Raw genomic sequence first — 25,219 nt, forward strand, 5'->3', positions numbered from 1 at the left:
GCAAACGCCATGTCCGCCGCGAGTTCGAGTGCACTGCCCGTGTTGATTGTGGGCGGTGGGCTCGCGGGGACTGCGGTGGCCTGGCAATGCTGGGCGCGCGCAGTGCCGTTTCTGGTACTTGATCCGGGTGAGCCAGGGACCACCTCAAAGGTGGCTGCTGGTCTGGTGACTCCCATCACCGGCCAAAGGCTCAAGGTGAGCTGGAGGCTGGAGGAACTGCTGCCCGAGGCACGTGTATTTTATCAGCGCATGGAGCAGGCGGTGGGGGGAACGTTTTACCATCCCTCGCCGATGGTGCGGCTTTTCAGCAATGAGCGGGAACTGAAGTTCTGGGGGCTGCGCAGAGACGAGCCTGACATCCAGCGATGGGCGGATACGACCACCGCGGACGCGCAGGTGGATGCGTCCATCTTCCACAACGAGCTGGGCGGCTTCGGCCAGCCCGATGCGGCATGGCTCGATACCGTGGCGTATCTGGAGGCATCCAAGGAATTCTTTTCTGCGAAGGGAAGGTGGATTACCGGCGCCTTCAAGGATGACGAGCTGGATGTTTCCAGTGATATGGTCACATGGCAGGGTGAGAGGTATGCTGCCGCGGTGTTCTGCCGCGGTGCTGACGAACGCCATGCCTCGCGATTCTTTCCCTGGCTGCAATGGGATTGCGCGCGCGGCGTGATTGCGGATGTGCGCGCGGACTATCGCGACCACCGGATGGTGCAGCGGGGCGGGTGGATGCAGCCGCGGGGTGATGGCGGGATCTACCGCGCGGGCTCGACCTATGAGTTCGATTTCACGCGGAGCCTTGAGGAATCCACCGAAGAGTTGCGAGGGAAGCTGCACGTGTTGTTGAAGGTGCCATTTGAGATTCTCTCTTCACAGACCGGTCTCAGACCGATTGTGAAGCGGCAGCAGTTGATTGTGGGCCGGCATCCCGTGCATGAGCGCGTGTTGATCCTGAATGGACTTGGCTCCAAGGGGGTGCTGCGTGCGCCGTTCTTCTCGCGGATGCTGATGGAGCATTTTTGGGACGGAAAGCCCATCGAAGCGGAGGTGGATGTGCGGGCGAATGGGTGAACCTCGCGCTCGTCGTGATGACATGATGCCAGGGAGCCATGGTGATCTGTGAGTGCATCGCGTTGAACTATGAGTGATAGAGTAGGCCCCGCTGCTCCATGCCTTCCGAATCTCCATCTTCCTTCACCGCTCTTCCCACTGCTGTGCAGTGGTCGCATCAGATCGTGGGGCCACGTCTGCGTGCGGGCGATTGGGTGGTCGATGCCACGGCGGGAAACGGCCATGACTCACTCTTCCTGGCGCAACGAGTGCTTCCCGGCGGACGTGTGTTCACGTTCGATCTGCAAGCGCAGGCGATTGAAAAGACGCGTGAGAATCTGGCGAGCCATCTGACCATTCAGCAGCTGGCGGAGGTGTCCCTGCACCATGCCGGACACGAGCGCATGGCGGAGCTGTTGCCGGCTGAGGCGCGCGGACGTCTGCGCACGGTGATGTTCAACTTTGGTTACCTGCCTGGCGGAGACAAGAAAGTCATCACGCAAGAGGCAACCTCACTTGCAGCCGTGCGCATTGCGCTGGAGTGGCTCGCTGAGGACGGCATCATGACCGTCGTGCTATATCCTGGTCACGAGGGTGGCAGGGAGGAGGCGAGCTCGGTGGAGTGCCTGATCACGGCACTGCCATCCATGGAGTTTGAGGCTCAGCGCATCGGCTTCCTCAACTTCCGATCCTCGACGCCTTTCTGCATCGCGGTGCGACGACGGGCCGTGAACGCTTGAAGAAGGAGGAGAACTTAGGCGGGTTTGTGACCCATGTGCTCAAACACGGCAGCGAGGGCGGCGTTCAGCTCGTCCATCGTCGCCTGCTCAAGAGTGGGATCCAGCGCTGGTTCGCGCAGCGGTTCCGGGGTCATGGCAAAGTCCTGGGCGGTGAGTTCCACGATATTGCTCGGTTTGGAGGGTTTGAACTTCGAGGGGGTTTTTTCTGAACCTTCGGCTGAAGTTTCAGCCTCGGGACGGTAGACCGTGAGGGCGGTATCGAAATCCTTCAGCGATTCCATCCACTGGCGGATGGAGGCCAGCTCTTCATCCAAGGCGCTGAGCACCCGACCGCGAGTTTCTTCCAGAGAGGACTCCAACTGAGCGAGATGCTCACGAAGAATCATCTTCGCAACAGGCTGGTGGGCAAAGGCGGCGGAAGACTTGGGCGGCATAACGAAGGCAGTTTACTCTAATTTCCATAATTTCACAACAATATTTGTTGTTTCTGCATACGTTAGACAAAGCAGATTTTAAAGATGTTCAAAACATCTGAATGACCTAATAAAACTGCACCCATGCCCCTTCATCTTGTGGCTGGATCCTCTTTTAGGAATCGCTGCTCAGGCACAAAAGATGGGGTGGGCATCTCCATGCAATTCTCCACCGGGCGGTAATCCGAACTCTGATGGCTTGGTTGCCGCCTCAGTCAGCTCGACCGATCCCCGCCAGCATCGTGTGATGGAATGCTTTTCGCGGTGCCGTCATTGATGCTTCCTGGCGTGGATTTACGGAGGAACGTGGGCGGAGCGTGTCGACGCCGCGGCCTCGTCTGGATAGCCCAGGTTGAGACTCTTCTGCCAATGACTGGAGACGCTGTAGAGTCTGGCAATGATGTCTTGAATCACTGCGGCATCCTCCAACGGGAGATCGACGCGGTAAGAGAGTGTCACCAAGCCGGTCTCGGAATCGAGACCCAGTGCGCCGCCTTCGGTATGGTTCCATTCGTGATTCGCCTCCAGGAGTTCCTGCATGGCGCTGGTCACCTCTCCGGGCGCGGTCGGCAGGGCGCCGAGGATCCAGTTCATGAAGATGGTCTCCGCCGTTTCATTGAGCGTGATGATGACGGTGATGTCTTCGTCGAAGGTAAGGCAGCACTGGTTGCTCTCGTCCCACTCGATAGCTGCTTCTCCCTCCATGGGAAGTGACTCCTGGATGAGACGGAGAAGATCGTTGGCATGTTGACGGATTTCAGACATCTGCGGAGTGAGTGAGAACAATCTGGTGACGAGGGAGAGTTCGGCTTCTCTGCTCACTGGTTAGCCATCACGAGCAAAAAATATCTGGAAGCCCACTCTCAGGCCTCGTCGAGACCTTCCCATCTGAATTCCTCTTCAATGATGATGTGCGCAAACGAGGTCAGACGTGTGAGACTGAAGCGCGACACCGACACATCCTATATCAATGTGTTCTCCCGTGCTGCCTGCGAAACGTCTGTGGGCTCGTGGCTTTGATCTGCTGGAAGACGCGATTGAAATTCGAGATGGACTGGAATCCACTCGCGAAGGCGATCTCGCTCACACTTTGCGAAGTATCCGTGAGAAGTTTGCATGCCTGCGTAATGCGCAACTCGCTCAGCAGGCGTGTGGGCGTGCGTCCCGTGACCCGTTTGCAATAGCGGCAGAAGGCGGCGCTGCTCATGCCGGCAGCGCGAGCGAGATCATCGAGCCCGATGGGATCGGCGAGATGAGCGTAGATGAATTGATACACGCGCCGTACACGATCCGCGGCGTGATCATCACAGGCTGGAAGGTAGTGCTCGCCGGCGAGTGGTCGTGTGTCGGCTGTGCCATCACACAGCGTTTGCAGAATGCCGAGCAGTGCGAGCAACTGATGGGAACCTTCCTTGTCAGGGAGGCGCTCAAGGTCCTTCGCGGCGTGCGAAGCGGTCCTTCCTTCGAAGGCCAGCCCACGCCGTGCACGCTCCAGGAGTTTTTTCCATGAAACAGCCTCCGGTAGCGAAAGCAGGGATCTACCAAAGTTCTCCTCGCGCAGATGCACTACCACAGCACGGGCACGTTCCCGAGAAGGCCTGGCTTTGCTGGATGGGGCATGCGCGTGGCTGTGCCAGTAATGCGGAAGGTTCCCCGCGAGCAGTACCAGGTCACCCGCGCGGAAGGATTCCAGGTGATCTCCCACGCACCGATCTCCGCTGCCCTCCAGAATGAGAGTGAGCTCCGGCTCAGGATGGAAGTGCCACGGCACGGTGAAGCGAGGCAGGTCGAACGTCCGGACGAGGAACGACTCGTGACCGGTCCAATGCACATCTTCGAACTGCGCCCGCATGGGGGCTATTTTGCCAGCATTCTGTCCGATCTGGCAAGTTTTGGGTGCCCCGGCGGTCAAAATCCGGGGAATATCGGCAAACGGCAGGGTGGCTGGAAAAGGGCTATGCCGGTAAAATCAGGGCATGACTGCCATTGAATCCTTCAAGGCGAACTATCGCCCGTACAAGAACCTTCCCCCGCTGGCCGGGCTGGCTTCGTTCGGAGATGCGATGAAGCCCGGGCTTTCCATCGATGACTGCGTGGATCGCGTGAAGCGCTATCACTTTGCGCTGAAGCGGCTCATGCAGATCTTCCAATCCCGCCTCACAGCTGAGCCGGTGTATGAGCTGAAGATGGCTTTCAGCCTGCACTCACACTACTGTGCGGAACATTGCAGCGCCATGCGCGAGCGTGTGGCGGAGATGCGCACGCCGCCGCTCGGGCTGGAGAAGATACCGAATGAACATCTCAAGGTGTTCTTTGATGAGATCCAGAATGCTCCCACCACGGAGGAGTTGGTCATCGGAGTTTATGAGTATGCGATCCCTGCTTTGATCTGGGGCATGCGGCGCCATCTGGATGTGACGCATCCGATTGCGGATCATCCCACGGTGCGGATCCTGAAGTTTGCCCTCATGGAGATGGAGGAGGCGGAACGGTATGGGATGGAGGCGGTGCGTAGCCTCGTGGAGGATATCCGCAGTGACGCGGTGTTGAAGTGGCAGAAGCTGCTGGAGAATCTCCTGCATGCCGCCGGCGATCTCGATGGTTCGCAAGAGCCGCGTATCGCCGAAGACCTGACGCCGATCCACAGTGCGACTCCCTTCAAGTATGATGGGGTGCCGCAACGCGATGAGCGTTTCCCCGATCCGTACAACATGGGCGTGCATGCAGAGGAATTCCTCTATGACGCCAAGTTTCGCGCACGGGACAAGACGCTCATGATGTACTACAAGCGGCTTCGTGAAATCGACGTGCCGGAGATGATGGCCTCCATTCTCTCGGAAACGACGGACAAGCCGTGGGGCTACTACCGCGACATGACGCGCCAGCTTTGGGATGAAGCGAGACACGCGATGATGGGTGAGATAGGTTTCGTGGCGAATGGCATCGACTGGCCGCGCCTCGTATTGGTGAATCACACGTGGGCGCTTGGCCTGAACACCCAGCTCAAACCTTGGGAGCGGCACGCCGTGTTGTATTTCATCGAGCAGGGCTTGATGACGAAGACGGGCAAGCGCTTCGAGTGGGAAGTGGGAACCGAGTCTGGAGATCCGCTGGCCCGCCTCTTCCAGGACTATGACTGGGCGGACGAAGTCCTGCACGCGAGCATCGGGAAGCAGTGGTACGTGAGCGCTTTTGGTGACCAGAAGCAGGCGATCGAGTACGGCAGCAACTGCTGGAGCAAGGTGCTCATCGGCTGGCGTGAGTGGAAGGATGAAGGCAAGACGGACCACTACAACTGGTGGCCGGACCTGTACGCCGAGTTCTGCTCGCTTCATGGTCTGCAGCCGGATCCGGAGGCGATGGTGTACAACACCACGTACGAGACCACGCGCGCGGATCTCGAGAAGCTGGCGGTGAGTGGCTAGGAGAGGTGGAGCGTGCTGGGTGATTTCGGGTTAACCGCAAAGGGGCAGAGGCGCAAAGGACGCAGAGGATTGGAGATTCTCTGCGTGGGGTAGGTTGTGGATGCTTCGGGGTGGTGTGTCTCGAGTTGGAGGAGGCAGAGATGCGGAGGCGGCCCAAAGGAGCGTGGACACTCTTGTCCGCCGTTCTGTGGCGTGGCGACCCGCAGCCGCCCTTAGCCTCCTGTCTCTGTGACCAACCCTTCACCAGAAGCCCCTTGCCGGAGGGGTGGGCAGGGGTCCACTTCGCCCTTGCAGATCGGCCCCGTTGCGGTAGGTAGCCAGCCCTTTTTCCGCACCTTCCGGCATTCCTCGCACCCACCCAATACTCAAAGTAAATGAACAAAGCTATCCTTCAGAAAGCCGCCAATGAAGCCCGTGGCATTGCCATGGACGCGGTGCACAAGTGCCAGTCCGGACACCTTGGTCTGCCCCTCGGCGCAGCGGAAATCGGCGCCGTCCTTTTCGGAGAAATGCTCCAGTGCGACCCGACCGACCCGAAATGGCTCAATCGCGACCGCTTCATCCTGAGCGCAGGCCACGGTTCGATGTTCATCTACACCTGGCTGCACCTCGCGGGCTATGACCTGCCGATGAGGGAGCTGGAAAACTTCCGCCAGCTTCACAGCCATACCCCCGGCCACCCGGAGTCCTTTGAGACCGTGGGCGTGGAGTGCACCACCGGCCCCCTCGGCCAGGGCGTGGCCAATGCAGTCGGTTTCGCCATCAGCGGCAAGATGGCCGCGGCGAAGTACAACACCGCCGACTTCAAGCTGCTCGACAACCACATTTTCGTGCTCGCCGGTGACGGCTGCCTTCAGGAAGGCGTGGCCCGCGAAGCGGTGGCTTTTGCCGGCCACAACGGCCTCGACAACCTGATCCTCATTTACGATTCCAACGACGTCACCCTCGACGCGATGGCCAAGCTCACCCAGAGCGAAGACACCGCCAAGGTGTACGAAGGCATGGGCTGGGATGTCATCACCATCGACGGTCACAGCTTCGGCGACATCTACAGCGCCATCGACCGGGCGAAGACCAGCAACAACAACAAGCCGAAGATCATCATCGCCAAGACCGAGATCGGTCGCGGTATCCCCGAAGTGGCCGGCACCGCCAAGGCCCACGGCGAAGGTGGCGCGAAGTTTGTGGACGCTGCCCGCGCGGCGCTCGGCCTCCCTGCTGACCAGCACTTCTTCGTGAGCGAGGAAGTGAAGGCCCACTTCTCCGAGCTCAAGGACAAGCGCGTCGCCGCGAAGGCTGACTGGCAGAAGCGCTTCGAAGCCTGGGGCAAGGCCAACCCTGAGCTCAAGGCCCAGCTCGATGACGCCCTCAATCACGACTACACCGCGGAAGAGCTGCTGAAGCTCATCCCTGAGTATCCCGCCGAAGGCAAGGCCGCGACCCGCAACAGCGGTGGCGAGATCCTGAACCATCTGGCGAAGGCGATCCCGCACATGATCACGGGCAGCGCTGACCTCTTCGGCTCCACGAAGAACTACATCAAGGACGGCGGCGACTTCTCCAAGAACACGCCCACCGGCCGCAACCTGTGGTTTGGCATTCGTGAACACGCCATGGCTGCGATGGTGAACGGCATCAAATACGACGGTCTCTTCCGCGCCAGCAGCGCCACCTTCCTGGTGTTTGCTGACTACTGCCGCGCGTCCATGCGTATCGCCGCCCTGGCCAAGCTTCCCGCAACCTACATCTTCACGCACGACTCCGTGGGTGTGGGTGAAGACGGCCCGACCCACCAGCCGGTGGAAACGGTGAGCGGCCTCCGCCTTATTCCGAACCTCGACGTCATCCGCCCTGGCGATGCCGAAGAGTGTGCCGCTGCCTTCGCCGCTGCGTTCAGCCGTCCAGATGGCCCCACGCTCCTTGCTCTTACCCGCCAGGACATCCCGCACCAGGGCAGCGCCAGCGCCGCCGCACGCCGCGAAGGCACCCTCAAGGGTGGCTACGTGCTGGTGAAGGAAAAGGGCGACCTGAAGACCATCCTCCTCGCGAGCGGTTCCGAAGTGCAGCACGTGGTGGAAGCTGCGAAGCAGCTCGGTGACGGCGTCCGCGTCGTCAGCGTGCCCTGCTTTGAGCGCTTCGATCGCCAGACGCAGGCCTATCGTGACGAAGTGCTCCCGCCCTCCTGCACGAAGCGCGTCGCCATCGAGGCCGGTGTGTCCGCCCTCTGGTGGAAGTACGTCGGCACCGCCGGCAAGGTACTCGGCATCGACCGCTTCGGCATCAGCGCCCCTGGCAATACCGTCATGAAGGAACTCGGCATGACTGCTGAGGCTGTGGTGAAGGCTGCGAGCTAGGCAGAGCTGCGAAGAGCAGTATCAATATCACACTTTGTGAAACGGGAAGCTGGAGACGGCTTCCCGTTTTTCCGTTATGGTGTGGAATGCAGAGGCCGTGCGAGATTCTCATGGGTCCCGTTCTGCGAATGTGCGTCAAGATTGGAAGGCATCGTGATACACGCGACTGATCCAGACGCTGTGACGCGAAGCGTCCTTGGACTGTGCGCAGCCTTGCTGCCGCTTTCCAGAGTCCACAGCCTGCTGTGGCGATGGTGATACTCGCTCGCAGGGTGATGCGTCCAGAGAAGGTTGGCGACTTCGTCGCGGTGAAGCGTGCAGCAGGCTGCACTTGAGGAAAGCGGCAGCAGGGCTGCACGCAGTCCAAGGTGGCTTCGCCACACAAGTTTCCCTTTATCGGCTACGCCACCAATCCCACCTTGCCGAACTCACACTTGGGAAATACGGTGCTCGCCGCTGTAGAATCAAGCCCAAGCGAACCACGCAACACTTCTGCAAACACGCTGCGATAGTCATGCTGGATCTGCATGCCGCCGGGGCCGGCGGGCGAATCGTTTTCCACGACGCAGGGCCATTTGCCGAGGATGCGACCGCCTTGGATCTGATTGCTCAAAGTCATGAGAGCGAAGCCGCGACCGTGGTCGGTGCCGAGGGAGGCGTTCTCGTAAATACGGCGACCGAACTCGGTGGTGACCATCACCGTGAAGCTGCCGCGCTGATCCTTGAGATCCGCATCGAAGGCGGCGAGACCTTCGGCGAGAATGCGGGCCCGCTCGGCCTGGAAGCTGTCCGTGGTTCCTTGGAAGAAGTGGGTGTCCCAGCCTCCCACATCGATGCAGGCGACTTCGAGACCGACCCGAGCTTTGATCAAGCGCGCGATCTCCCGCATGCCATTGCCGAAGCCGTCCTTGGGATACTTGGCATCGTTGGCAGGCTTGTAGCCGCCTTCCTGAAGGGCGCTGACACGTTTGAAGAGGTCGAGTGTTTCGCGTCCCTGGGCTCCCAGCAGGGTGACATCCGCGCCGTACATCGCGGCGAGCACAGCCGCAGCGGCATCGGGTTTGCCGGAAGGTGTGCGGATGGCGATTTCTTCCAGCGACTGCATCACGCTGGCTACCGGCGCGCCGCGCAAGCTCTCTGGCAGAGTGGTGCCGAGAGCCACAGCGCTCAACGGGCCGAGCTTGGAATTCGCACGCGTGCGGAGGTAGCGCCCCAGCCAGCCTCCGCCTGCAGCGGAGGCAGCCATGGAATCACCGTGTTCCATCTGGTCCTGGCACTCAAAGTGGGAACCAGTGGTGTTGTCTGTGCCCACGGCCTGCACGATGGCGAGGCGGCCTTCGTTGAACTTCTCGTGCAGGGGCTGCAGCGCCGGATGGAAGCCGTAGCGATCATCCAGGCGCAGTGCGCGTCCCTTGTCGGAATCGCCAGTAGGTGCCTTGATGGCGATGGTAGGCCGCGCTTTGTAGTAGCTGTCGTCGGCGTACGGCACCACGAGATTCATCGTGTCCGCACCACCGCGAAGGAAGACGACGATGAGCGTGTGGCGACCAGCATCCTCCACCGGCGGAGCAGCAGCCACGGCAAGCTTGGAAAGCAGGGCGCGTCGGGTGAAGGAGGGCATGATGGAAATGGATACAGGCTGGATTAACAGCGTTGAAAAGCGGGAGACGCGAGGACGAGTGCGAGCAGGTCCGCATCATCTTCCACAGACTGCAAGGCAGTGAGTTCGGCCTCGGCAGGTTTGCGACCGATGCAGTGGGCGAAGAGCCGCGACGCCTTGTCTTTGGAGTCCTTGCGCAGGCCCAATGCCTTGCGCAGCGCGTTGCCCTCCGTCTTCACGTCAGGCACAAAACTTCCGCCTAGTGCGAAGGCGAAGTTCCAGCGCCACAACAGCGTGCCGAGCCACGGCGTTTCCTCATCGGGATAGCCGTCCGGGGTGGGATGGCGGAAGAGCGGCTGACCCAGTGGATGGAGATAGCTCACCAGAGGAATGCGCGGTGGCTTGCCCTGGATAGCTTGAGTGGCGGCTGCGGCAGGATTGTCGCGACGACCCACATAGCTGGTCTCCACATCGGCAGCGACGGCGCGCAGTGAAGAAACGATGAAACGGAAAGGTCGCTTCAAGAGCTGTCCGCGGGCATTTGCAAACTCCTCACTCTGGAACAGCACGCGCAGCGTGCTCTTGATATCGCCCGACGTTCGGGTGAACTCAGCAGTCACTTTGTCCACCGCGCTCTGTGGCGGTTCATGGCTGATGAAGCGTCGGCACAGCTTCTGGGAGATGTATTTCGCCGTGGAAGGATGGGCGCACACGATGTCCACCACGCGCTCCAGATCGGCTTCGCCGCCTTTGGCCGCGATGGTGTGACCGAGCACTTCCTTGGTGCCGTCGTCGTGCCATTCCTTCTTGAAGTGAGTCGTACCGCGCTGGGCCTTGAAGGGATTCAGCGCATCCGCCATGCGCATCTTCAGGTCCACAGTCCAACCGCTGAGGCAGCGCGCGGCTTCATAGATGTCCTTCTGCGTGTAGCCACCGTTCACGCCCATGGTGTGCAGCTCCATGAGCTCGCGGGCGTAGTTCTCATTCGGCACCGGGCTCTTCTTCGTGACCTTGTTATCGCGGCCATCGAGGTAGGTGAGCATCGCAGGCGACTTCGCGGAGGCGAGGATGAGATCGCGGAACTTGCCCATCGCATGCTTGCGGATCACATCGCGATCATCGGAAGGGCGCAGGTAGATGCAGTCCGTCTTCTCCAGATCGATGTTGAGGTGGTCGCCCCAGAACTCGACCATGGCCTCGAAGAGCTGCCGCTTGGAATACACGGCGCGCAAGACAGCATGGCGCGTGAGTTCATCACGCAGCACATCCTTGCGGAACTCCCACGCATTTCCCGCATCCATGTAGAGGGACTCAAACCACTCGGCGCGCAGATCGGCGGCAGAGTCATCGATGCGCTCCGGGTGAAGTTGTTCCTCCAGCCAGGCGTCGCGGCCCATCTGCTTCACCTTGGCGAGGTCTCCGGGCCAGGGACCAAAGCCGGCGCGCGAGACCAGATGGAAGTCGGGATCGATGTCTGCACTCTGTGCCGGAGTCAGGTTCGGCGGGATGGATTGGCCCATCTGGTCGCCAAAGAATGCCGTAGATCGTTCGCAACCTGTGAGCGCTGCCGCAGTGCCGGCCAGGGCTGCCTTGAAGAGCGAGCGCCGTGAGGTGGAGATGCCGTCCGTGGACATGGCAGCGACAGCGAGGTGAACCCAAAAATCAAGCGACGGCCTGAGGAAGGGGCGGCGCGTTTGCGGGAAGCGGTGGGGTCGTCACCGTACCAGTGGTCACCAAGGGTGATGGAACTGGAGCAGGAAAGGGTTGTGTTTCGGGTTGCGGGACGCGCATGAACCACATCCGCACGCGAATTCCGAGGCCGATGGTCAACAGCACGGCGAAGAGCACATACCAGCCGATGAAGGGAATGGCCAGCACCCCGGCAACCACCAGGCCTCCGCGCCAGAGGGCACGCCAGGCTTCGTCACCAGTACATCCCGGCCACAACCGGGAGCCGATGTGCAGTGCCAGGCCCGTGAGTCCTGCGAGACCCCAGATGGCTACGAGGCTGACGACGGCGATGCCGATGATACCGCCCACCTGGCCACGCTTGCCTCCTACCGTGAGGATGGTCAGGGCGATGGCGAAGACGGGGACGCCGATGAGGAAATTCACCAGCAAACCACGCGAGGCTGCCGCGCGGGATTTTTCTGTCATCACGGGCCACATGCCGCGGGAGAAGAGCCAGAACGCCGGCAGCCCGAAAAGGACCCCAAGCCCGATGAGGAGGTAGAAGAATTGCTGGGAGAAAAGCATGGCCGTGAGCGGTGGGTGATTGAGGGGTGTGACGCTGCAGGCGTGGGACGGTTACAGCCTCCGGGTTGTTTCATGGTGATCATGACCAACAAAAAACCAAGCACCGTTGCCGATGCTTGGTTTTCAGAAGTTCTCGAAGGAGAGGGCAGACTACACCACATCCAGATCCGTCACCGCGCCCTGGCTGGCGTTCTTCACCGTGGCGGCGTACTTCGCCAGGATGCCGCGGGTGTAGCGGGGCTTGGGCTTCTTCCAGGCCTTGAGGCGGGCGGCGATTTCCTTGGCAGGAACGCCAAGGGTGATCTCGCGCTTCTGAGCATCGATGGTGATGGGGTCGCCGTTTTTCACGATGGCGATGGTGCCGCCCACATAGGCTTCCGGAGTCACGTGGCCCACCACGAAGCCGTGGCTGCCACCGCTGAACCGTCCGTCCGTGATGAGGGCCACGTCCTTGCCGAGTCCCTTGCCCATGATGGCGCTGGTGGGGGAGAGCATCTCGCGCATACCGGGGCCGCCCTGCGGTCCTTCCATGCGGATGACGATGACGTGGCCCTTCTTCACCTTGTCATTGAGGATGGCCTGGAGCGCCTTCTCCTCACTATCGAATACGATGGCCTTGCCGGAGAACAGGAGGCCTTCCTTGCCGCTGATCTTGCCCACGGCGCCTTCGGCGCAGAGGTTGCCACGGAAGATGACGAGGTGGCTGTCCTTCTTGAGCGGCTTGTCGAGCGGCTGCACGATGGTCTGGTCCTTCGGGTAGACGATCTTGGACTTCTTCAGGTTCTCCTTCATGGAGCGACCGGTCACCGTGAGGCAATCGCCGTGCATGAGACCTTCCTCCACGAGCATGCGCATGAGCGGCACGGTGCCGCCGATCTTCACGAGGTCGTTCATGAAGTACTTGCCGCTCGGCTTCAGGTCGGCGAGCACCGGAGTCTTCTTGCCGATGCGGGTGAAGTCATCGATGGTGAGTTTGACGCCCGCGCTGTGCGCCATGGCGATGAGGTGCAGCACCGCATTCGTGGAGCCACCGAGCGTGATGATGAGCGTGATGGCATTCTCAAACGCCTCCTTCGTCATGATGTCACGCGGGGTGATGCCCAGCTTGATCATGTTCAGCACGGCGGCGCCGGCGTCGAAGCAGTCAATCAGCTTGTCATCACCCACGGCGGACTGGGCGCCGCTGTTCGGCAGGCTCATGCCGAGCGCTTCGATGGCGCTGGCCATGGTGTTCGCCGTGTACATGCCACCGCAGGAGCCTTCACCCGGGATGGAGTGCTCTTCGATGTCGATAAGTTCCTTGTCGTTAATCTGGCAGTTGGCGTGCTTGCCCACCGCTTCGAAGACGGTCACAATGTCCGCGTCCTTCTTCTCCGGGCCCACGCAGCCGGGGAGGATGGTGCCGCCATACACGAAGACGCTGGGGCGGTTCAGGCGGGCCATGGCCATGATGCAGCCCGGCATGTTCTTGTCGCAACCGCCGATGGCCACGTAGCCATCCATGCCTTCGCAACCCACCACGGTCTCGATGGAGTCGGCGATGACTTCACGGGAAACGAGGGAGTACTTCATGCCCTCCGTGCCCATGCTGATGCCATCCGAAATCGTGATGGTATTGAAGATCATCGACTTCCCGCCGGCAGCGTCGATGCCCTTCGCCGCTTCCTTAGCGAGGCGGTCGATGTGCATGTTGCAGGGGGTCACCATGCTCCAGGTGGACGCCACGCCGATGAGCGACTTCTTGAAGTCCGCGCGGCTGAATCCGACGGCGTGCAGCATGGCGCGGCTCGGGGCGCGCTCCACTCCATCCACCACGATGGCGGAATGCTTGCGGTGCAGGTCGGACTTGGCGGCGGATTTGGTTCGGGCTGACATGGGGAATGGGTGGGTGAGCGGGCGGGTAAGATGGGGCGAATCGCTCGGCGTGCAAGCACTCGCGAGTCCGCAGGCGGGCTACCGTACGGGTTTCAGCGTCAGCCTGACAAAGGCCACATGCACCTTGCTGTCATCTCCGCCTGGGATCTTGCGGACACCGAGGCAGATGGCCTGTCCCGATTTTACCTGTTTCTTGCCTTCCCAAGTGGCTTTGAATTCCACCGGATCGGGAGGACTGCCTGCCTCTACGGTGCCCGCAACCTTGGGAAAGTGTTTCAGAGTCTCATCCAAGGTGGGCAGGCGAGGAAAGGCGGCATCGTGGCTGAGCTTGTAGGTCAGGGTGACTGATGGTGGTGCTGAGAAGTCGAACGGGCCTGTGGGAGACGGTATCTCCGCGGTGATCGCCCAAGCGGTGCCGACCGGGATCATCCCCATCGCTCCCGGCCAGAAGCGTCCGGGTATCTCCTCCACAGGATCTCCTTCGGCGCAATACTCCATGAGGTACACCATGCGTACGGTCGCTGCCTTCCCCGGCAAGGTCTTCACGACGGCATGCCCTGCCAGGGTGGCGGTACCTTCCTTGACCCGGAATAGCAATTTTTCGAGGCGGGATTGGTCTTCTGTGGGTGACCCCATTGTATTCCACGAATCGAATTCCTTGGCCAGCACCTCGAAGACCATGGCCTCCCCTTCGAGCTGAGCTGCCGCCTCCGGTGCGATGTCTTTGGTACCTGCCGGCGTCTCATCCAGCCTGGCGAACAAGAGCATCGTCTCACCCGGTGCCAGTCCTTCTCCGTCCTTCAGGCATTCAGGCGTGCGGATGATGGCGATGAGGGAGACACCATCCGCTGGAACAGTGGTGGTGGTCCTCACCGACTGCTCGTAGAACTGGGGACGCCAGATGGTCATCTCAGGGGAGTTCTTCGCGCACTGCCATGTCTGCTGCCGAGGCGGGCACGGAGATTGCATGAGGTCCAGCACGAGGGTACGAATAGCCTTCCGCTGGATGCGAAGCTGAGTTCCGACACCCGTGTCGCACTCCCAAGAGGTGGGAAATACGATGGTGTCAGCGGGCCTGCTGTGCCGCCTGATCGATTCGAGATCGGAATCGTAGACGGGGCTGGTGGCCTGAAGACCTGCGACCACGCGCAAGGTGGCTTTGCCAGCGCGTTGTCGTTGCAGGAGGTCCTTCAACAACGAGTGATCGGACAAAATGTCACGACTCTCGAGCAGCGTTTGCGCATCTTCTGAACTCACGCCGAGGCCCAGCAGCATCACATTCGCGAGGGACTCCGTGGCAGGTTGGTTGCTGGAAGCTGGGGCACTCTGGGGGTGTGCTTCCGCCAGGATCACATCGAGCACCGCCTCTCTTCGTGAACCCATCTCCACATGGTCCGCCGGACGCATGAATCCCAACACTGACGAACCGGACGCCGGAGCCCAACCAATCACAGTCAGGCGTTCCTCATAAAGGTCCTGCTGCTTGAAGATGCCTGCGCCGGGTTCTTTTTTGGCAGGCCAGACGAGCGGCCACTCTAGTGTAGTTGGGTCTCGCGGAGAAAAGTGCATGGCCCAGGCTACCTCTGTCCCAGGCTCGTTCCTGATCGCGTAACTCTTCCGTGCGGCGACCTCCAGCGAGGAGCCAAGCAGCACGCTAAAGAAATCAGTGGGAGTTGAGGTGAAATTGTCCTCGTTCTCATCGCACACCCATGGCCACTGGATGGTTTTGCCCGTCTCCATCTGAAGTCGCGAGTCTCCCTGCGTAGCGCCTGCGAGTGAGGACACCTCATGTGCTTCGCCCGCCGTGACCATTCGTTGCACTTCCGCCGCGAATGCAGCTCCCTGGCCGTGGGTCATTACCGCTTCGATGATGGCGGATTCGGGGGCGCGGATGATGCGCTGCCGTACTTCCATGATGGGCTGCGCCTCAGCCTTACCGCACACAGGTGTGGCGGCACTCAAGCAGGCTGCGAGCAGGATGATGACTGTGCAGTTCTGCATCATGGGATGACATCCAGGATTCTCGATTGCGAAGAGTCAACACAGGGACGGCTCTTCGCGCCAGACTATTCGAGCACCCACCGAATCCATTCTGGAGAGGAATGCTCCCGATACCTGGCGTCTGCTGAGCAATAGAAAGCCGGGAAGGCCAGCATGGCCCTCCCGGCGAAACGCTCGAAGCTAAATCTGCTTACTTGGCGCCTTCGCTGAGGAACTCCACCTTGCCCGTGTCGAGGTCGTAGTGCGCGCCCACGACGGTGAGCTTGCCAGCCGCGGCCTTTTCTTTCAGGAAGGGCTCGGACTCGCGGAGGGTTTTGGCCACGTGCAGGGCGTTGGCCTTGGCGGTCGTTTCGGCATCGGCGGAGGACGTGGTGGCCACGGCGGGCTCGATGGCCTTGACCAGCGACTGGATGTGGCCCGGTGCTTTGCCATTGGTGGCGATGGTATCACGAGCGGCCTTCACGGCGCCGCAGCGCTCATGGGCCAGCACCACGATGAGCGGGCTGCCGAGGTGTTCCACGGCGTATTCGATGCTGCCTATCGTTTCATCATTGAGCACATTGCCCGCGACACGGATCACGAAGAGGTCACCGAGACCCTGATCAAACACGAGCTCGGGAGAAGTACGGGAATCCGCGCATCCGAGGACGATGGCGAAGGGATGCTGGCCCTTGGCGAGCTCTGCGCGGGAGGTGCGGTCTTGGTGCGGGTGATTGAGCTTGTCCGCCACGAAGCGCACATTCCCTTCTTTAAGAAGATTGAGTGCTTCGGCACCGGTAACCGTGGGAGCGGCTTCCGAGGGTGCCGGGTCCTTGGCCTGAAGGTAGGCTGCAAGAGAAACGGAGAGGGCGACCATGGTGGTCAGAAGACAAACTTTCGTTTTCATGGAGATGATTTTGACGGGGATGGCATCGGCAAAGATGCCGCATCCGTGGGATGTGCCTGATGATAAGGGCGTGACCGGAAGCGCCGGGGATCTCGCAGGGACGGAGAAAATCGCCAGCACTAAAGAGTGAATTTTTCTCTAGAAAGACACGGACTGGATTCAGGCAAAATCAGTGGAGGTTGAGCAAAACGGAGAAGCCTCAACGTAAGGTCTTTTCATGAAGCGCTTCCTCTTCTCCGCCTCACTTCTGGCTGTGGTCTGTTCTGTTTCCGGCGTCGCCGTAGCCCAGCAGACACCGTTGCAAAAGAAGGACACCACACTGGCGCCGCCGAAGAACCTGAAGACGAAGCTCCCGCCGGGCTACACGATCCCGATTGTGGATATCAGTGGGGAGAAGGAGCGGCAGGTGGTGGTGGACAAGGAGCCGGGACAATATCTCGGACACCCGACGACTTTGTTGCTGGAGGACAACAAAACCATGCTCATCGTGTATCCGAAGGGGCATGGACGTGGCGCGATTGTGTACAAGCGCAGCACGGATGGAGGTCTGACTTGGAGCGAGCGTCTTCCCACACCGAAGAATTGGGAGACGTCGCTGGAAGTGCCTACGCTGCACCGCGTGGTGGATGCGGCGGGGAAGAAGCGCATCATCATGTTCAGCGGGCTGTATCCCATCCGCATGGCGGTGACGGAGGATGACGGGGTGAACTGGAGCGAGCTCAAGCCGATTGGAGACTTCGGTGGAGTCGTGACCATGGCGACGGTGATCGGGTTGAAGACGCCCGGGTACTACCTTGCCTTCTTCCATGATGACGGCCGTTTCATTCGCGGTGGCATGGAGGGTAAGTTTACCGTCAAAGGTCCGCACAGTGACCACACCTCGTCCGCAGCCAAGCCCTGGCGCTTCTGGGTGTACACGACTCTCTCCAAAGATGGCGGCCTGACGTGGAGCGTGCCGGCACCGATTGCCATGCTGCCGGATGCAAACCTCTGCGAGCCAGGAGTGCTGCGCTCACCGGATGGAAAGCAGATTGCGGTCCTGCTGCGCGAGAACAGTCGCAAGTACAACTCCTTCGTGATTTTCTCCGATGACGAGGGCCTGACGTGGACGGAGCCCAAAGAACTGCCTGCCGCTCTCACGGGAGACCGCCATGTGGCTAAGTATGCGCCGGATGGCCGCCTCTTCATCAGCTTCCGTGATACCACGCATGTGAGCCCCACCAAGGGAGACTGGGTCGGTTGGGTGGGTACCTATGATGACATCGTGAAAGGCACCGAAGGGCAATACCGCATCCGTTTCATGGACAATACCAAGGGCGCAGACTGCACCTATCCCGGCGTGGAACTGCTACCGGACGGCACTTTCGTCACCACCACCTACGGCCACTGGGCGGAAGGCGAAATGCCGTGGATCGTGAGCGTGCGCTTCAAGCTGGAGGAGCTGGATAAGAAGGTGGTGAAGTGAAGGTTTAATGAGGGAAGGGAGCCACTCGTTGGATGGCAGCCCTCACTCCACAGACGGTATTGGCGGAGGGGGGCTTTGCCTGGGTTGTCATTCTTACCACGGCTCTACATACATGCCCATAGAACGACATTGCCCTGTTCTGCCGCAAAAAATCAGTTGGAAGTAACTGCCAACTTGGTGCTAACGATGTGGTCCTTCCAACAGCCCGGGCAGCTTTCTCACGCATGCTTGACGTAACTCCAGCTCGTCATCCCGTCACCGCTCCGACTCAGAAGTTCGACAAGCCAGAATGAAACAATATTGGAAATCTCTTGATGGTCTGAGGGCAATTGCGGTGGGCATAGTCATGCTGGCCCACGTAATAGGCTGGCCTCACTTCACCGGAGGCATAGGAGTAGACATTTTCTTTGTGCTGAGCGGTTTCCTGATCACAGGGATTCTTTCTGGAGAATTTCAGCGATATGGTTCCATCAGCCGAAAGAATTTCTACATTCGAAGACTTCTTCGGTTGAGTCCCTGCTTGGTGGCCTGCGTGCTCCTCTTCGTTATCCTCTCCCTTGTCTCGTTGGGTTCGGTAAGAATGGATATTTTTATCATCTCCCTTACATATACAAGCAATTTTGCGCGGGCATTGTTTGGATACGACCTGCAACACATGGGGCATTGCTGGTCCCTGGCCATTGAAGAGCAATATTACCTCGTATGGCCGCTGGCGATAGTTGCTCTGGAACGTCATCTGGAAACAAACTTGAACAAGTTTCTGGTTTTGCTGAGCTTTGCCCTTGCTCTCGCCCTCTACAGAGCGGCCATGGTGGGTACTTTTGGCGCAGAAAGAATATACTTCGGGCTTGATACCCACATGGATGGCTTGGTCCTGGGCTCTTCCCTGTCCTATTTGGTGCAGTTTCTATCCAGCATAGAGGACCGGAAAGCGCTGGATGTTTTCTTTAAACGGGTAAGTAGAATCGCCCTCCCCATTAGTATCCTGATAACTCTTGGGCTGATGTTTCTCTCATGGTATAGCCCCTGGATGGGCCGCCTTGGATTTACGCTGGCGGCAATGGCAGCTTGTGTAGTGGTTCTGGACCTGGTGGCCTCTCCCTTTTCGTTGTTCCGAAATCTTCTGGAGAATCGGGTGCTTACCTACTGTGGGAAAATATCATATGGTCTGTACCTTTACCATTATCCCATTTATTACTTTGTGAACGATGCGTTCAGGCCTCTGGAATGGGTGTATCGTGTCCCCATCAAGGTTCTATCCACCTTTGCGATCGCCTCTCTTTCTTATCACCTCCTCGAAAAGCCCATTCTCTCTTTGAAAAAGCATTTTGAGCATGAGAAGAGGAATTGAGGTGGTATCGGACAGGGCGGTCGGGTATTCAGAAGTTGAGCGTCCTGGCGGACTTTCACGTGCTTTGCGATAACGCTCCGTCAAATCCGACGACCTCTACCTCCTGTAGTCGACCGGCTCGCCGCTACTCCATCTTCCTTCTCAGCTTCTTCAGCAGCTCGGCATTTCCTTCGAGCTCCTCCAGGATCAACGTGAGCACCTTCAGTGTGCTCTTGCTCATGTGGTGCTCCATGCCCTCCACGTCCCGGTGCACGGTTTCCGCGTCGAGGCCGAAGCCGGTGAGCAGACGCGAGAGGACGTCGTGGCGGCGGGCGATGGCCTGGCCGACTTTTTTTCCCTCGGGGGTGAGGGTCACGCCGCGGTAGCGCTCGTAGATGACGCAGCCCTCGGCGTCCAGTTTCTGGATCATGTTCGTCACGCTGGCCTGGGAGATGCCGAGATTGCGTGCGATGTCCACTACGCGGGCGTAGCCCTTGGTTTCGATGAGGTTATGAATCTGCTCCAGGCAATCCTCGCTGGCGCGGGATTGTCCGTTGGCTGGAGTGGTTTTGCGGGCGGCGGGCATGCTTCGGGGGCTGACAACAGCTTCGGCGAAAGTGGCGGCTTGTTCAACAGGAACGAAACAAACTAAGCCCTTGCCAAAAATGTTAGCCTCGTCTAACTCTGTTAACATCATGAAATACTTTTCTCTTGTCCCAACACTGGCCGCCCTCGCCGGACTGGTGCTGGCCTCGTGCAAACCGACCCCTCCGCAGCCGTCTGACGGCAAACTCTCCGTGGTGACTACCACGACCATGATCACGGACATGGTGAAGGAAATCGGCGGAGATCAGGTTCGGGTAGAGGCTCTCATGGGACCGGGCGTGGACCCGCATCTGTACAAGCCCACCGCGGAGGACGCCCGCAAGCTCCGCGAGGCCAAGGCGACTTTTTACAACGGTCTGATGCTGGAGGGGCGGATGCAGGAGCTTTTTGAGAAGTCCAAAAAGGACGGCGGGAAGGTCTATGAACTCGGCTCCGCCATCAACGAGGCGAACCGCAAGCACGCGGATGGCGACCACTATGATCCCCACGTCTGGGGCGACCCTCGCCTGTGGGTGCTCTGCGTGGACGTGGTGGTGAAGGGCCTGAGCGAGACGGATCCCGCCCATGCCGCGGACTACGCCAAGCGAGGCGCTGAGACCAAGGCCAGCTACACGGCCGCCTTTGAGTGGTGTCAGCAGCGCGTTTCGCAGATTCCGCCGGAGTCGAGGGTGCTCATCACGAGCCATGATGCCTTTGCCTATTTTGGCGATGCCTTTGGGTTCCAGGTGGTTGGGGTGCAGGGCATCTCGACGGTCACGGAAGCTGGCCTGGCGGACGTGGCCAAGGCGGTGGATTTCATCAAGAGCAAGAATGTGAAGGCCATCTTTGTGGAGTCCTCCGTGCCGCATGCCACCATTGAGCGCATCAGCAAGGACAGCGGTGCGAAGATCGGCGGTGAACTCTTCTCCGATGCGCTCGGCACGCCGGGGGACATGAAGGACGTCGGAGGCGAGAAGGTCGACCAGGGAACCTATGTCGGCATGATCAAGAGCAACGTGCACACCGTCGTGGAGGCGCTGAAGTAGTCATTGGGTGTCAGTTTTTAGTCATCAGTCATTTGGTCATGAGAGTATCTATCTTGTTCCTTTCGCTCTTCCCGGTGGTGTGCCAGGCACTCGAGCCGGCCTCGCCGCCTGACAAATCCAGCTACACATTGCTGAATCCTACGCCGCGCGAATTCATGCGTGAGATGAGTACGGATCGGCCAGACACCACGGAGAGTGCGTACTCGGTGGATGCGGGCCACTTCCAGGTGGAGTCGACGTTGTTCGGCTTTGCCAAGGACGGCGGTGTGGAGGGCTTTACGTTTGCGGAATCCAACTTCAAACTAGGCCTCACAAACAACACCGACCTCCAGCTGGTGGTTCCCTTCTATGAGCACGTGCGCGGGGATGGTGTGGATGAGGGTGGCATTGGCGATTTGCAGGTGCGCTGGAAGTGGAATCTCCTGGGTAATGACCAGGGTGACATCGCGCTCGCTGTCATGCCTTTCATCAAGGCGCCCACGGCAAGCCACGACCTGGGCAATGACAAGGTGGAGGGGGGTGTGATCCTCCCACTGGCGGTGACGTTGAACGACACCTTCAGCTTTGGTACCATGTTCGAAGTGGACTGGGTGTACGATGACGTGCGTGATGGTTACGAAGTGGATTTCGTAAACACCATCGTGTTGGGCATCGAACTCTCTGAGCGCTGGGGTTCCTTTGTGGAATTCATCAGCGTGGCAACCACCCGGGCCGAAGCTTCGTGGGAGGGTTATGCGAAAGCCGGTGTCACTTTTGCTGTCTCGGACGATTTCGTATTGGACGCCGGCGCTGCTGTTGGCGTGAATGATGCAGCGGAGGACTTTGGTGCTTTCGTAGGCTTTTCTTGGAGGCATTAGCAATTTTTCAATGAGCGAACCCCTGACCCCGGCACTGGAGCTTCACGATCTCACGGTTTCTTACCAGAAGAAGCCTGTGCTCTATGGCGTGGATCTTCAGATTCCGGAGGGGTCGCTCGTAGGACTCATCGGTCCCAATGGCGCGGGAAAGAGCACGCTCATCCGTGCCGTGATGGGGCTGCTGCCGCTCTCGAGTGGCTGGGTGAAGGTCTTCGGCCAGCCGTTCAAGGATGCCCGCAAGCGTGTCGGCTACGTGCCGCAGCGTGAGGAGGTGGATTGGGACTTTCCCGTGAACGTCATGGACGTGGTGCTCATGGGAAGGTACGGGAAGTTGGGGCTCTTCAAGCGGCCGGGCAAGGAGGACCGCGAAAAGGCCCGTGAAGCGCTCGACAAGGTCTCCATGCTTCCTTTTGCTGGAAGACAGATCTCCAACCTCAGCGGTGGCCAGCAGCAGCGGGTGTTCCTTGCACGAGCGCTGGCGCAGGAAAGTGACCTGTATCTCATGGATGAGCCCTTCGCCGGGGTGGATGCGGCTACGGAGCGCGCCATCATTGCGTTGCTCCAGGAGCTGAAATCCCGAGGCAAGACCATCCTGGTGGTCCATCATGATCTCACGACGGCGCGGGAATACTTTGACCGGCTGGTGTTGCTGAACATGCGCGTGGTGGCCACGGGTCCCACGGAGCAGATATTCAATGCGGAGCTGTTGCAGAAAACCTACGGTGGCAAGCTCACCCTGCTGAGCGATGTCACGAGCGAACTGGCGCGTAGCGAAAGGGGGGAGCGGGGATGACCCGCGCTTGGAGATGAACCGTCAGGGCATGATATCCAGGTTCGCAAGGCACGGGCGCAAGATCCTGATGCTGCTGTTGCTGGCATTGGTGGTCGCAAGTCCCGCGCACGCTGCACGGATTGGCGATGTGACGGACACCAATGCGTGGGAGCAGGCCCTGCGTTTCTTCAGTTTCCGTGACGATGGCCTGCGTGTGGCGTTGGCTGGTTGCATGCTGTTGGGGTTGAACTGCGGCCTGCTTGGCGGGTTCATCGTGGTGCGTCGTCTCTCGCTCGTGGGAGATACACTTTCACATGCAGTGCTCCCCGGGGTGGCACTGGGTTTCCTGTGGAACATGAGCAAGCACCCCGTGGCCATCCTGGTGGGCGCTACCTTGGTTGGCGGCCTGGCCATGCTGGTGGTGAATGTCATCACGCGCACTACGAAGCTGAAGCAGGACACGGCGCTGGGTCTCGTGCTCTCGTCATTCTTCGCGATTGGCTTGTGTCTGGTATCCATCATCCAGCAGTTGCCCACAGGGAACAAAAGCGGCCTGGACAAATTCTTCTTCGGCCAGGCGGCCGCGATCTCGGAGGGTGACCTGTGGCTGTTGTCCGGCACTTCGCTGGTGTCGCTCACATTCCTCGCAGTGTGTTATCGAGGCCTCCTCACGCTGAGTTTTCATCGCGGTTATGGGGAGACGCTCGGCCTGCCCATGAGCTGGCTGCATCACGTCCTCATGCTTCTCACCTCGTTCGCGGTGGTGACCGCGATGCAGGCAGTGGGAGTCGTGCTCGTCTCCGCCATGCTCATCATTCCTGCGGCCACGGCGTATCTGCTCACCGATCGCATGCACCGGCTGCTGGTGTATGCGGCGGTTCTGGGCGTGCTCACGGCGGCGTTGGGAGCCTTCTTCTCGTTCCTTGGAAACAATCTGCCCACGGGGCCTTTCATGGTACTCGCGGGAGCGGTGTTCTTCCTGGCGGCGTTCTTCCTGAGTCCCCGTCACGGCTGGCTGGTGAGGCTGTGGCGACAGCGTTCCCGTCGTCTTCGCACCGAGCGTGAGAATACGCTCAAGGCAATGCATCGTGTTCTGGAGAACCGCCAGTTTCACGGAGAGTCCGTGTCGCTGCTGGAGCTGGCCCAGCTCCGCCGTGAAACGCTTGAGGAAAGCCGGCTTCGGGCGCTTGAGCTGCAGCGTGCGCATCTGGCCACCCTGAGTGAGGGCGGCAAGGAATTGCACTTCACCCCGCAGGGCTGGCAGCAGGCGCAGGCCATTGTGCGGAATCACCGGCTGTGGGAGCTTTACCTCACGAACATCATGCAGTTCGAGTCGGACCATGTGCATGATGAGGCGGAGAAGATCGAGCACATCCTCGGTGCGGACGCGGTGCGCGAGCTCGAGCGCAAGCTGGCGTTCCCGCAGACCGATCCGCACGGGCGTAAGATTCCGGGCGTGCGCGAGGCAGACATGGCCCCGCAGCCAACCTCGGACCTCACCGGTTACAAGTCATGAGCCAGTTGATCCCAGCTTTCGATTTTCACCGTATGGTGGTCTCGCCATGGACGGATGCGATCGATGTGTACGGGTGGATGGTGCTCATGGCCTTCCTCGTCACTGCCACGTGCGGCCTGGTGGGGAATTATCTCATCCTGCGTCGCATGGCGTTGGTGGGAGACGCCATCAGCCACAGTGTGCTTCCGGGTCTGGCCGTGGCTTATCTTGCCACGGGCGCGTTGTCGATTCCCATCATGTTTGCCGGGGCGCTGGGAGCCGGGCTTCTCACCACGGGGCTTATTGAATTCATCCACACGCGCTCCCGCATCAAGGCGGACGCGGCCATCGGCATCACGTTCTGCACCCTGTTCGCGCTCGGTGTGGTGATCATCAATGTCTTTGCCTCGCGCGTGCACCTGGACACCGATTGCGTGTTGTACGGCGAGCTGAGCTATCTCAGCCGTGGTGCGGATGAAATCGCTCCGCAGGAAGTGCTGGTGATGGGTGGGGTGGCTATTGTCGTGGCACTTTTGATCGCGCTCTTCTACAAGGAACTGCTTGTCAGCTCGTTCGATGCATCACTGTCGGCATCGCTGGGCTTCCCTCCCAAGCTCATCCACCTCGCACTCATGGCGGTGCTTTCCATTGTGATTGTGTCGGCGTTTGAAAGCGTGGGGGCCATCCTGGTGATTGCCACGCTCATCCTGCCGGGTGCCACGGCGCAGCTTATTAGTTCCCGGCTTTCCGCCTGTCTGTGGCTGAGTGTGGTCTTTGCGGCCATCAGCTCGGTGCTTGGTTTGCATCTCAGTCTGTGGATCGGCAGCTCCATGGCGGCCGCGGTGGTGGTGTCGGGGACAGGATTGTTCGTCCTGGCGTGGCTGTTTGGCCCCCATGGATTGCTGCGCAGTCGTGCGGCGACCCACAATGCGATCGATGGGGGAAAGGAAGTTTCGTCCGCCGGTAGGGTGACGGAATAGCCGCGTCTGCATCACCGCTGGCGCTT

At 59.9% G+C, this 25,219-nt stretch carries 22 protein-coding genes; 12 read left to right on the top strand and 10 right to left on the bottom strand.

Annotated elements, in window-relative coordinates; translation table 11 throughout:
* Nucleotides 1-9 precede the first annotated feature (9 nt).
* Together DES53_RS15460 and mnmM are read left to right on the top strand one after the other, a co-directional pair.
* A complete protein-coding gene (locus tag DES53_RS15460) occupies nt 10-1,074 on the top strand; it encodes an NAD(P)/FAD-dependent oxidoreductase (protein ID WP_113959188.1) in 1,065 nt (354 codons plus the stop codon).
* Between the two features lie 98 nt (nt 1,075-1,172).
* A complete protein-coding gene (mnmM, locus tag DES53_RS15465) occupies nt 1,173-1,793 on the top strand; it encodes a tRNA 5-(aminomethyl)-2-thiouridylate-methyltransferase MnmM (RefSeq protein WP_113959189.1) in 621 nt (206 codons plus the stop codon).
* A 14-nt stretch (nt 1,794-1,807) separates the two neighbouring features.
* On the opposite strand, the gene DES53_RS15470 is transcribed toward mnmM, so the two are convergent.
* The 3 genes from DES53_RS15470 to DES53_RS15480 form a co-directional block, all read right to left on the bottom strand.
* Nucleotides 1,808-2,227: a hypothetical protein gene (locus tag DES53_RS15470; RefSeq protein WP_113959190.1), complete on the bottom strand. Its 420-nt coding sequence runs from the start codon at nt 2,225-2,227 to the stop codon at nt 1,808-1,810.
* A gap of 333 nt (nt 2,228-2,560) precedes the next feature.
* The gene (locus DES53_RS15475) at nt 2,561-3,031 is read right to left on the bottom strand and encodes a CesT family type III secretion system chaperone (RefSeq protein ID WP_147263430.1); all 471 of its coding nucleotides are present in this window, start codon (nt 3,029-3,031) and stop codon (nt 2,561-2,563) included.
* 202 nt (nt 3,032-3,233) lie between these two features.
* Nucleotides 3,234-4,118: a helix-turn-helix domain-containing protein gene (locus DES53_RS15480; protein WP_113959192.1), complete on the bottom strand. Its 885-nt coding sequence runs from the start codon at nt 4,116-4,118 to the stop codon at nt 3,234-3,236.
* Nucleotides 4,119-4,242: 124 nt separating this feature from the next.
* On the opposite strand from DES53_RS15480, the gene DES53_RS15485 reads away from it, so the two are divergent.
* Together DES53_RS15485 and tkt are read left to right on the top strand one after the other, a co-directional pair.
* Nucleotides 4,243-5,691 (top strand): hypothetical protein, encoded by a 1,449-nt coding sequence (locus DES53_RS15485; RefSeq protein ID WP_113959193.1) that lies wholly within the window; start codon nt 4,243-4,245, stop codon nt 5,689-5,691.
* A 374-nt stretch (nt 5,692-6,065) separates the two neighbouring features.
* On the top strand, nt 6,066-8,045 hold the full coding sequence (tkt, locus tag DES53_RS15490) for a transketolase (protein WP_113959194.1): 1,980 nt from the start codon (nt 6,066-6,068) through the stop codon (nt 8,043-8,045).
* Between the two features lie 400 nt (nt 8,046-8,445).
* On the opposite strand, the gene DES53_RS15495 is transcribed toward tkt, so the two are convergent.
* The 6 genes from DES53_RS15495 to DES53_RS15520 form a co-directional block, all read right to left on the bottom strand.
* Nucleotides 8,446-9,666: a DUF1501 domain-containing protein gene (locus tag DES53_RS15495; protein ID WP_113959195.1), complete on the bottom strand. Its 1,221-nt coding sequence runs from the start codon at nt 9,664-9,666 to the stop codon at nt 8,446-8,448.
* A gap of 23 nt (nt 9,667-9,689) precedes the next feature.
* The gene (locus DES53_RS15500) at nt 9,690-11,279 is read right to left on the bottom strand and encodes a DUF1800 domain-containing protein (protein WP_113959196.1); all 1,590 of its coding nucleotides are present in this window, start codon (nt 11,277-11,279) and stop codon (nt 9,690-9,692) included.
* Between the two features lie 28 nt (nt 11,280-11,307).
* Nucleotides 11,308-11,901, bottom strand: a complete 594-nt coding sequence (locus DES53_RS15505; RefSeq protein ID WP_113959197.1) for a hypothetical protein — start codon at nt 11,899-11,901, stop codon at nt 11,308-11,310.
* A 150-nt stretch (nt 11,902-12,051) separates the two neighbouring features.
* Entirely contained in the window at nt 12,052-13,776 is a 1,725-nt protein-coding gene (gene ilvD, locus DES53_RS15510) for a dihydroxy-acid dehydratase (RefSeq protein ID WP_113959198.1), read from the bottom strand.
* Nucleotides 13,777-13,854: 78 nt separating this feature from the next.
* Nucleotides 13,855-15,780, bottom strand: a complete 1,926-nt coding sequence (locus DES53_RS15515) for a hypothetical protein (protein WP_113959199.1) — start codon at nt 15,778-15,780, stop codon at nt 13,855-13,857.
* Between the two features lie 187 nt (nt 15,781-15,967).
* Nucleotides 15,968-16,663: a carbonic anhydrase gene (locus tag DES53_RS15520; protein ID WP_113959200.1), complete on the bottom strand. Its 696-nt coding sequence runs from the start codon at nt 16,661-16,663 to the stop codon at nt 15,968-15,970.
* On the opposite strand from DES53_RS15520, the gene DES53_RS33865 reads away from it, so the two are divergent.
* The 3 genes from DES53_RS33865 (at nt 16,662) to DES53_RS15530 (ending at nt 19,479) form a co-directional block, all read left to right on the top strand.
* Entirely contained in the window at nt 16,662-16,793 is a 132-nt protein-coding gene (locus DES53_RS33865) for a hypothetical protein (RefSeq protein ID WP_281270163.1), read from the top strand. The genes DES53_RS15520 and DES53_RS33865 overlap by 2 nt on opposite strands.
* An 87-nt stretch (nt 16,794-16,880) precedes the next feature.
* On the top strand, nt 16,881-18,128 hold the full coding sequence (locus tag DES53_RS15525; protein WP_113959201.1) for a sialidase family protein: 1,248 nt from the start codon (nt 16,881-16,883) through the stop codon (nt 18,126-18,128).
* Nucleotides 18,129-18,417: 289 nt separating this feature from the next.
* Entirely contained in the window at nt 18,418-19,479 is a 1,062-nt protein-coding gene (locus DES53_RS15530) for an acyltransferase family protein (protein ID WP_113959202.1), read from the top strand.
* Nucleotides 19,480-19,603: 124 nt separating this feature from the next.
* Here the strand turns inward: DES53_RS15530 and mntR are convergent, their stop codons facing one another.
* A complete protein-coding gene (gene mntR, locus DES53_RS15535; protein WP_113959203.1) occupies nt 19,604-20,044 on the bottom strand; it encodes a transcriptional regulator MntR in 441 nt (146 codons plus the stop codon).
* Nucleotides 20,045-20,153: 109 nt separating this feature from the next.
* Between mntR and DES53_RS15540 the strand changes: the two genes are divergently transcribed.
* Genes DES53_RS15540 through DES53_RS15560 form a run of 5 tightly spaced genes read left to right on the top strand, consistent with a single transcriptional unit; the run spans nt 20,154 to nt 25,193 of the window.
* The gene (locus tag DES53_RS15540; RefSeq protein ID WP_170157149.1) at nt 20,154-21,089 is read left to right on the top strand and encodes a metal ABC transporter solute-binding protein, Zn/Mn family; all 936 of its coding nucleotides are present in this window, start codon (nt 20,154-20,156) and stop codon (nt 21,087-21,089) included.
* A 38-nt stretch (nt 21,090-21,127) separates the two neighbouring features.
* Nucleotides 21,128-21,946 (top strand): transporter, encoded by an 819-nt coding sequence (locus DES53_RS15545; RefSeq protein WP_113959205.1) that lies wholly within the window; start codon nt 21,128-21,130, stop codon nt 21,944-21,946.
* Nucleotides 21,947-21,956: 10 nt separating this feature from the next.
* Nucleotides 21,957-22,739 (top strand): metal ABC transporter ATP-binding protein, encoded by a 783-nt coding sequence (locus tag DES53_RS15550; RefSeq protein ID WP_113959206.1) that lies wholly within the window; start codon nt 21,957-21,959, stop codon nt 22,737-22,739.
* A gap of 28 nt (nt 22,740-22,767) precedes the next feature.
* On the top strand, nt 22,768-24,234 hold the full coding sequence (locus DES53_RS15555; protein WP_170157150.1) for a metal ABC transporter permease: 1,467 nt from the start codon (nt 22,768-22,770) through the stop codon (nt 24,232-24,234).
* A complete protein-coding gene (locus DES53_RS15560) occupies nt 24,231-25,193 on the top strand; it encodes a metal ABC transporter permease (RefSeq protein ID WP_113959208.1) in 963 nt (320 codons plus the stop codon). Before DES53_RS15555 ends, DES53_RS15560 begins: the two co-directional genes overlap by 4 nt.
* Nucleotides 25,194-25,219: the final 26 nt, after the last annotated feature.

The sequence above is a fragment of the Roseimicrobium gellanilyticum genome (assembly GCF_003315205.1).
Taxonomy (GTDB): Bacteria; Verrucomicrobiota; Verrucomicrobiia; order Verrucomicrobiales; family Verrucomicrobiaceae; genus Roseimicrobium; species Roseimicrobium gellanilyticum.

What these genes read in the sequence shown, in the direction of transcription:
- DES53_RS15475 (WP_147263430.1), bottom strand. Translation starts at nt 3,031, where the DNA reads ATGTCTGAAATCCGTCAACATGCCAACGATCTTCTCCGTCTCATCCAG.
- DES53_RS15495 (WP_113959195.1), bottom strand. Translation starts at nt 9,666, where the DNA reads ATGCCCTCCTTCACCCGACGCGCCCTGCTTTCCAAGCTTGCCGTGGCT.
- DES53_RS15470 (WP_113959190.1), bottom strand. Translation starts at nt 2,227, where the DNA reads ATGCCGCCCAAGTCTTCCGCCGCCTTTGCCCACCAGCCTGTTGCGAAG.
- DES53_RS15515 (WP_113959199.1), bottom strand. Translation starts at nt 15,780, where the DNA reads ATGATGCAGAACTGCACAGTCATCATCCTGCTCGCAGCCTGCTTGAGT.
- DES53_RS15460 (WP_113959188.1), top strand. Translation starts at nt 10, where the DNA reads ATGTCCGCCGCGAGTTCGAGTGCACTGCCCGTGTTGATTGTGGGCGGT.
- DES53_RS15560 (WP_113959208.1), top strand. Translation starts at nt 24,231, where the DNA reads ATGAGCCAGTTGATCCCAGCTTTCGATTTTCACCGTATGGTGGTCTCG.
- DES53_RS15540 (WP_170157149.1), top strand. Translation starts at nt 20,154, where the DNA reads ATGAAATACTTTTCTCTTGTCCCAACACTGGCCGCCCTCGCCGGACTG.
- DES53_RS15480 (WP_113959192.1), bottom strand. Translation starts at nt 4,118, where the DNA reads ATGCGGGCGCAGTTCGAAGATGTGCATTGGACCGGTCACGAGTCGTTC.
- DES53_RS33865 (WP_281270163.1), top strand. Translation starts at nt 16,662, where the DNA reads ATGGAGATGATTTTGACGGGGATGGCATCGGCAAAGATGCCGCATCCG.
- DES53_RS15525 (WP_113959201.1), top strand. Translation starts at nt 16,881, where the DNA reads ATGAAGCGCTTCCTCTTCTCCGCCTCACTTCTGGCTGTGGTCTGTTCT.
- DES53_RS15530 (WP_113959202.1), top strand. Translation starts at nt 18,418, where the DNA reads ATGAAACAATATTGGAAATCTCTTGATGGTCTGAGGGCAATTGCGGTG.
- DES53_RS15545 (WP_113959205.1), top strand. Translation starts at nt 21,128, where the DNA reads ATGAGAGTATCTATCTTGTTCCTTTCGCTCTTCCCGGTGGTGTGCCAG.
- DES53_RS15520 (WP_113959200.1), bottom strand. Translation starts at nt 16,663, where the DNA reads ATGAAAACGAAAGTTTGTCTTCTGACCACCATGGTCGCCCTCTCCGTT.
- DES53_RS15485 (WP_113959193.1), top strand. Translation starts at nt 4,243, where the DNA reads ATGACTGCCATTGAATCCTTCAAGGCGAACTATCGCCCGTACAAGAAC.
- DES53_RS15500 (WP_113959196.1), bottom strand. Translation starts at nt 11,279, where the DNA reads ATGTCCACGGACGGCATCTCCACCTCACGGCGCTCGCTCTTCAAGGCA.
- DES53_RS15505 (WP_113959197.1), bottom strand. Translation starts at nt 11,901, where the DNA reads ATGCTTTTCTCCCAGCAATTCTTCTACCTCCTCATCGGGCTTGGGGTC.
- ilvD (WP_113959198.1), bottom strand. Translation starts at nt 13,776, where the DNA reads ATGTCAGCCCGAACCAAATCCGCCGCCAAGTCCGACCTGCACCGCAAG.
- DES53_RS15550 (WP_113959206.1), top strand. Translation starts at nt 21,957, where the DNA reads ATGAGCGAACCCCTGACCCCGGCACTGGAGCTTCACGATCTCACGGTT.
- DES53_RS15555 (WP_170157150.1), top strand. Translation starts at nt 22,768, where the DNA reads ATGATATCCAGGTTCGCAAGGCACGGGCGCAAGATCCTGATGCTGCTG.
- mntR (WP_113959203.1), bottom strand. Translation starts at nt 20,044, where the DNA reads ATGCCCGCCGCCCGCAAAACCACTCCAGCCAACGGACAATCCCGCGCC.
- mnmM (WP_113959189.1), top strand. Translation starts at nt 1,173, where the DNA reads ATGCCTTCCGAATCTCCATCTTCCTTCACCGCTCTTCCCACTGCTGTG.
- tkt (WP_113959194.1), top strand. Translation starts at nt 6,066, where the DNA reads ATGAACAAAGCTATCCTTCAGAAAGCCGCCAATGAAGCCCGTGGCATT.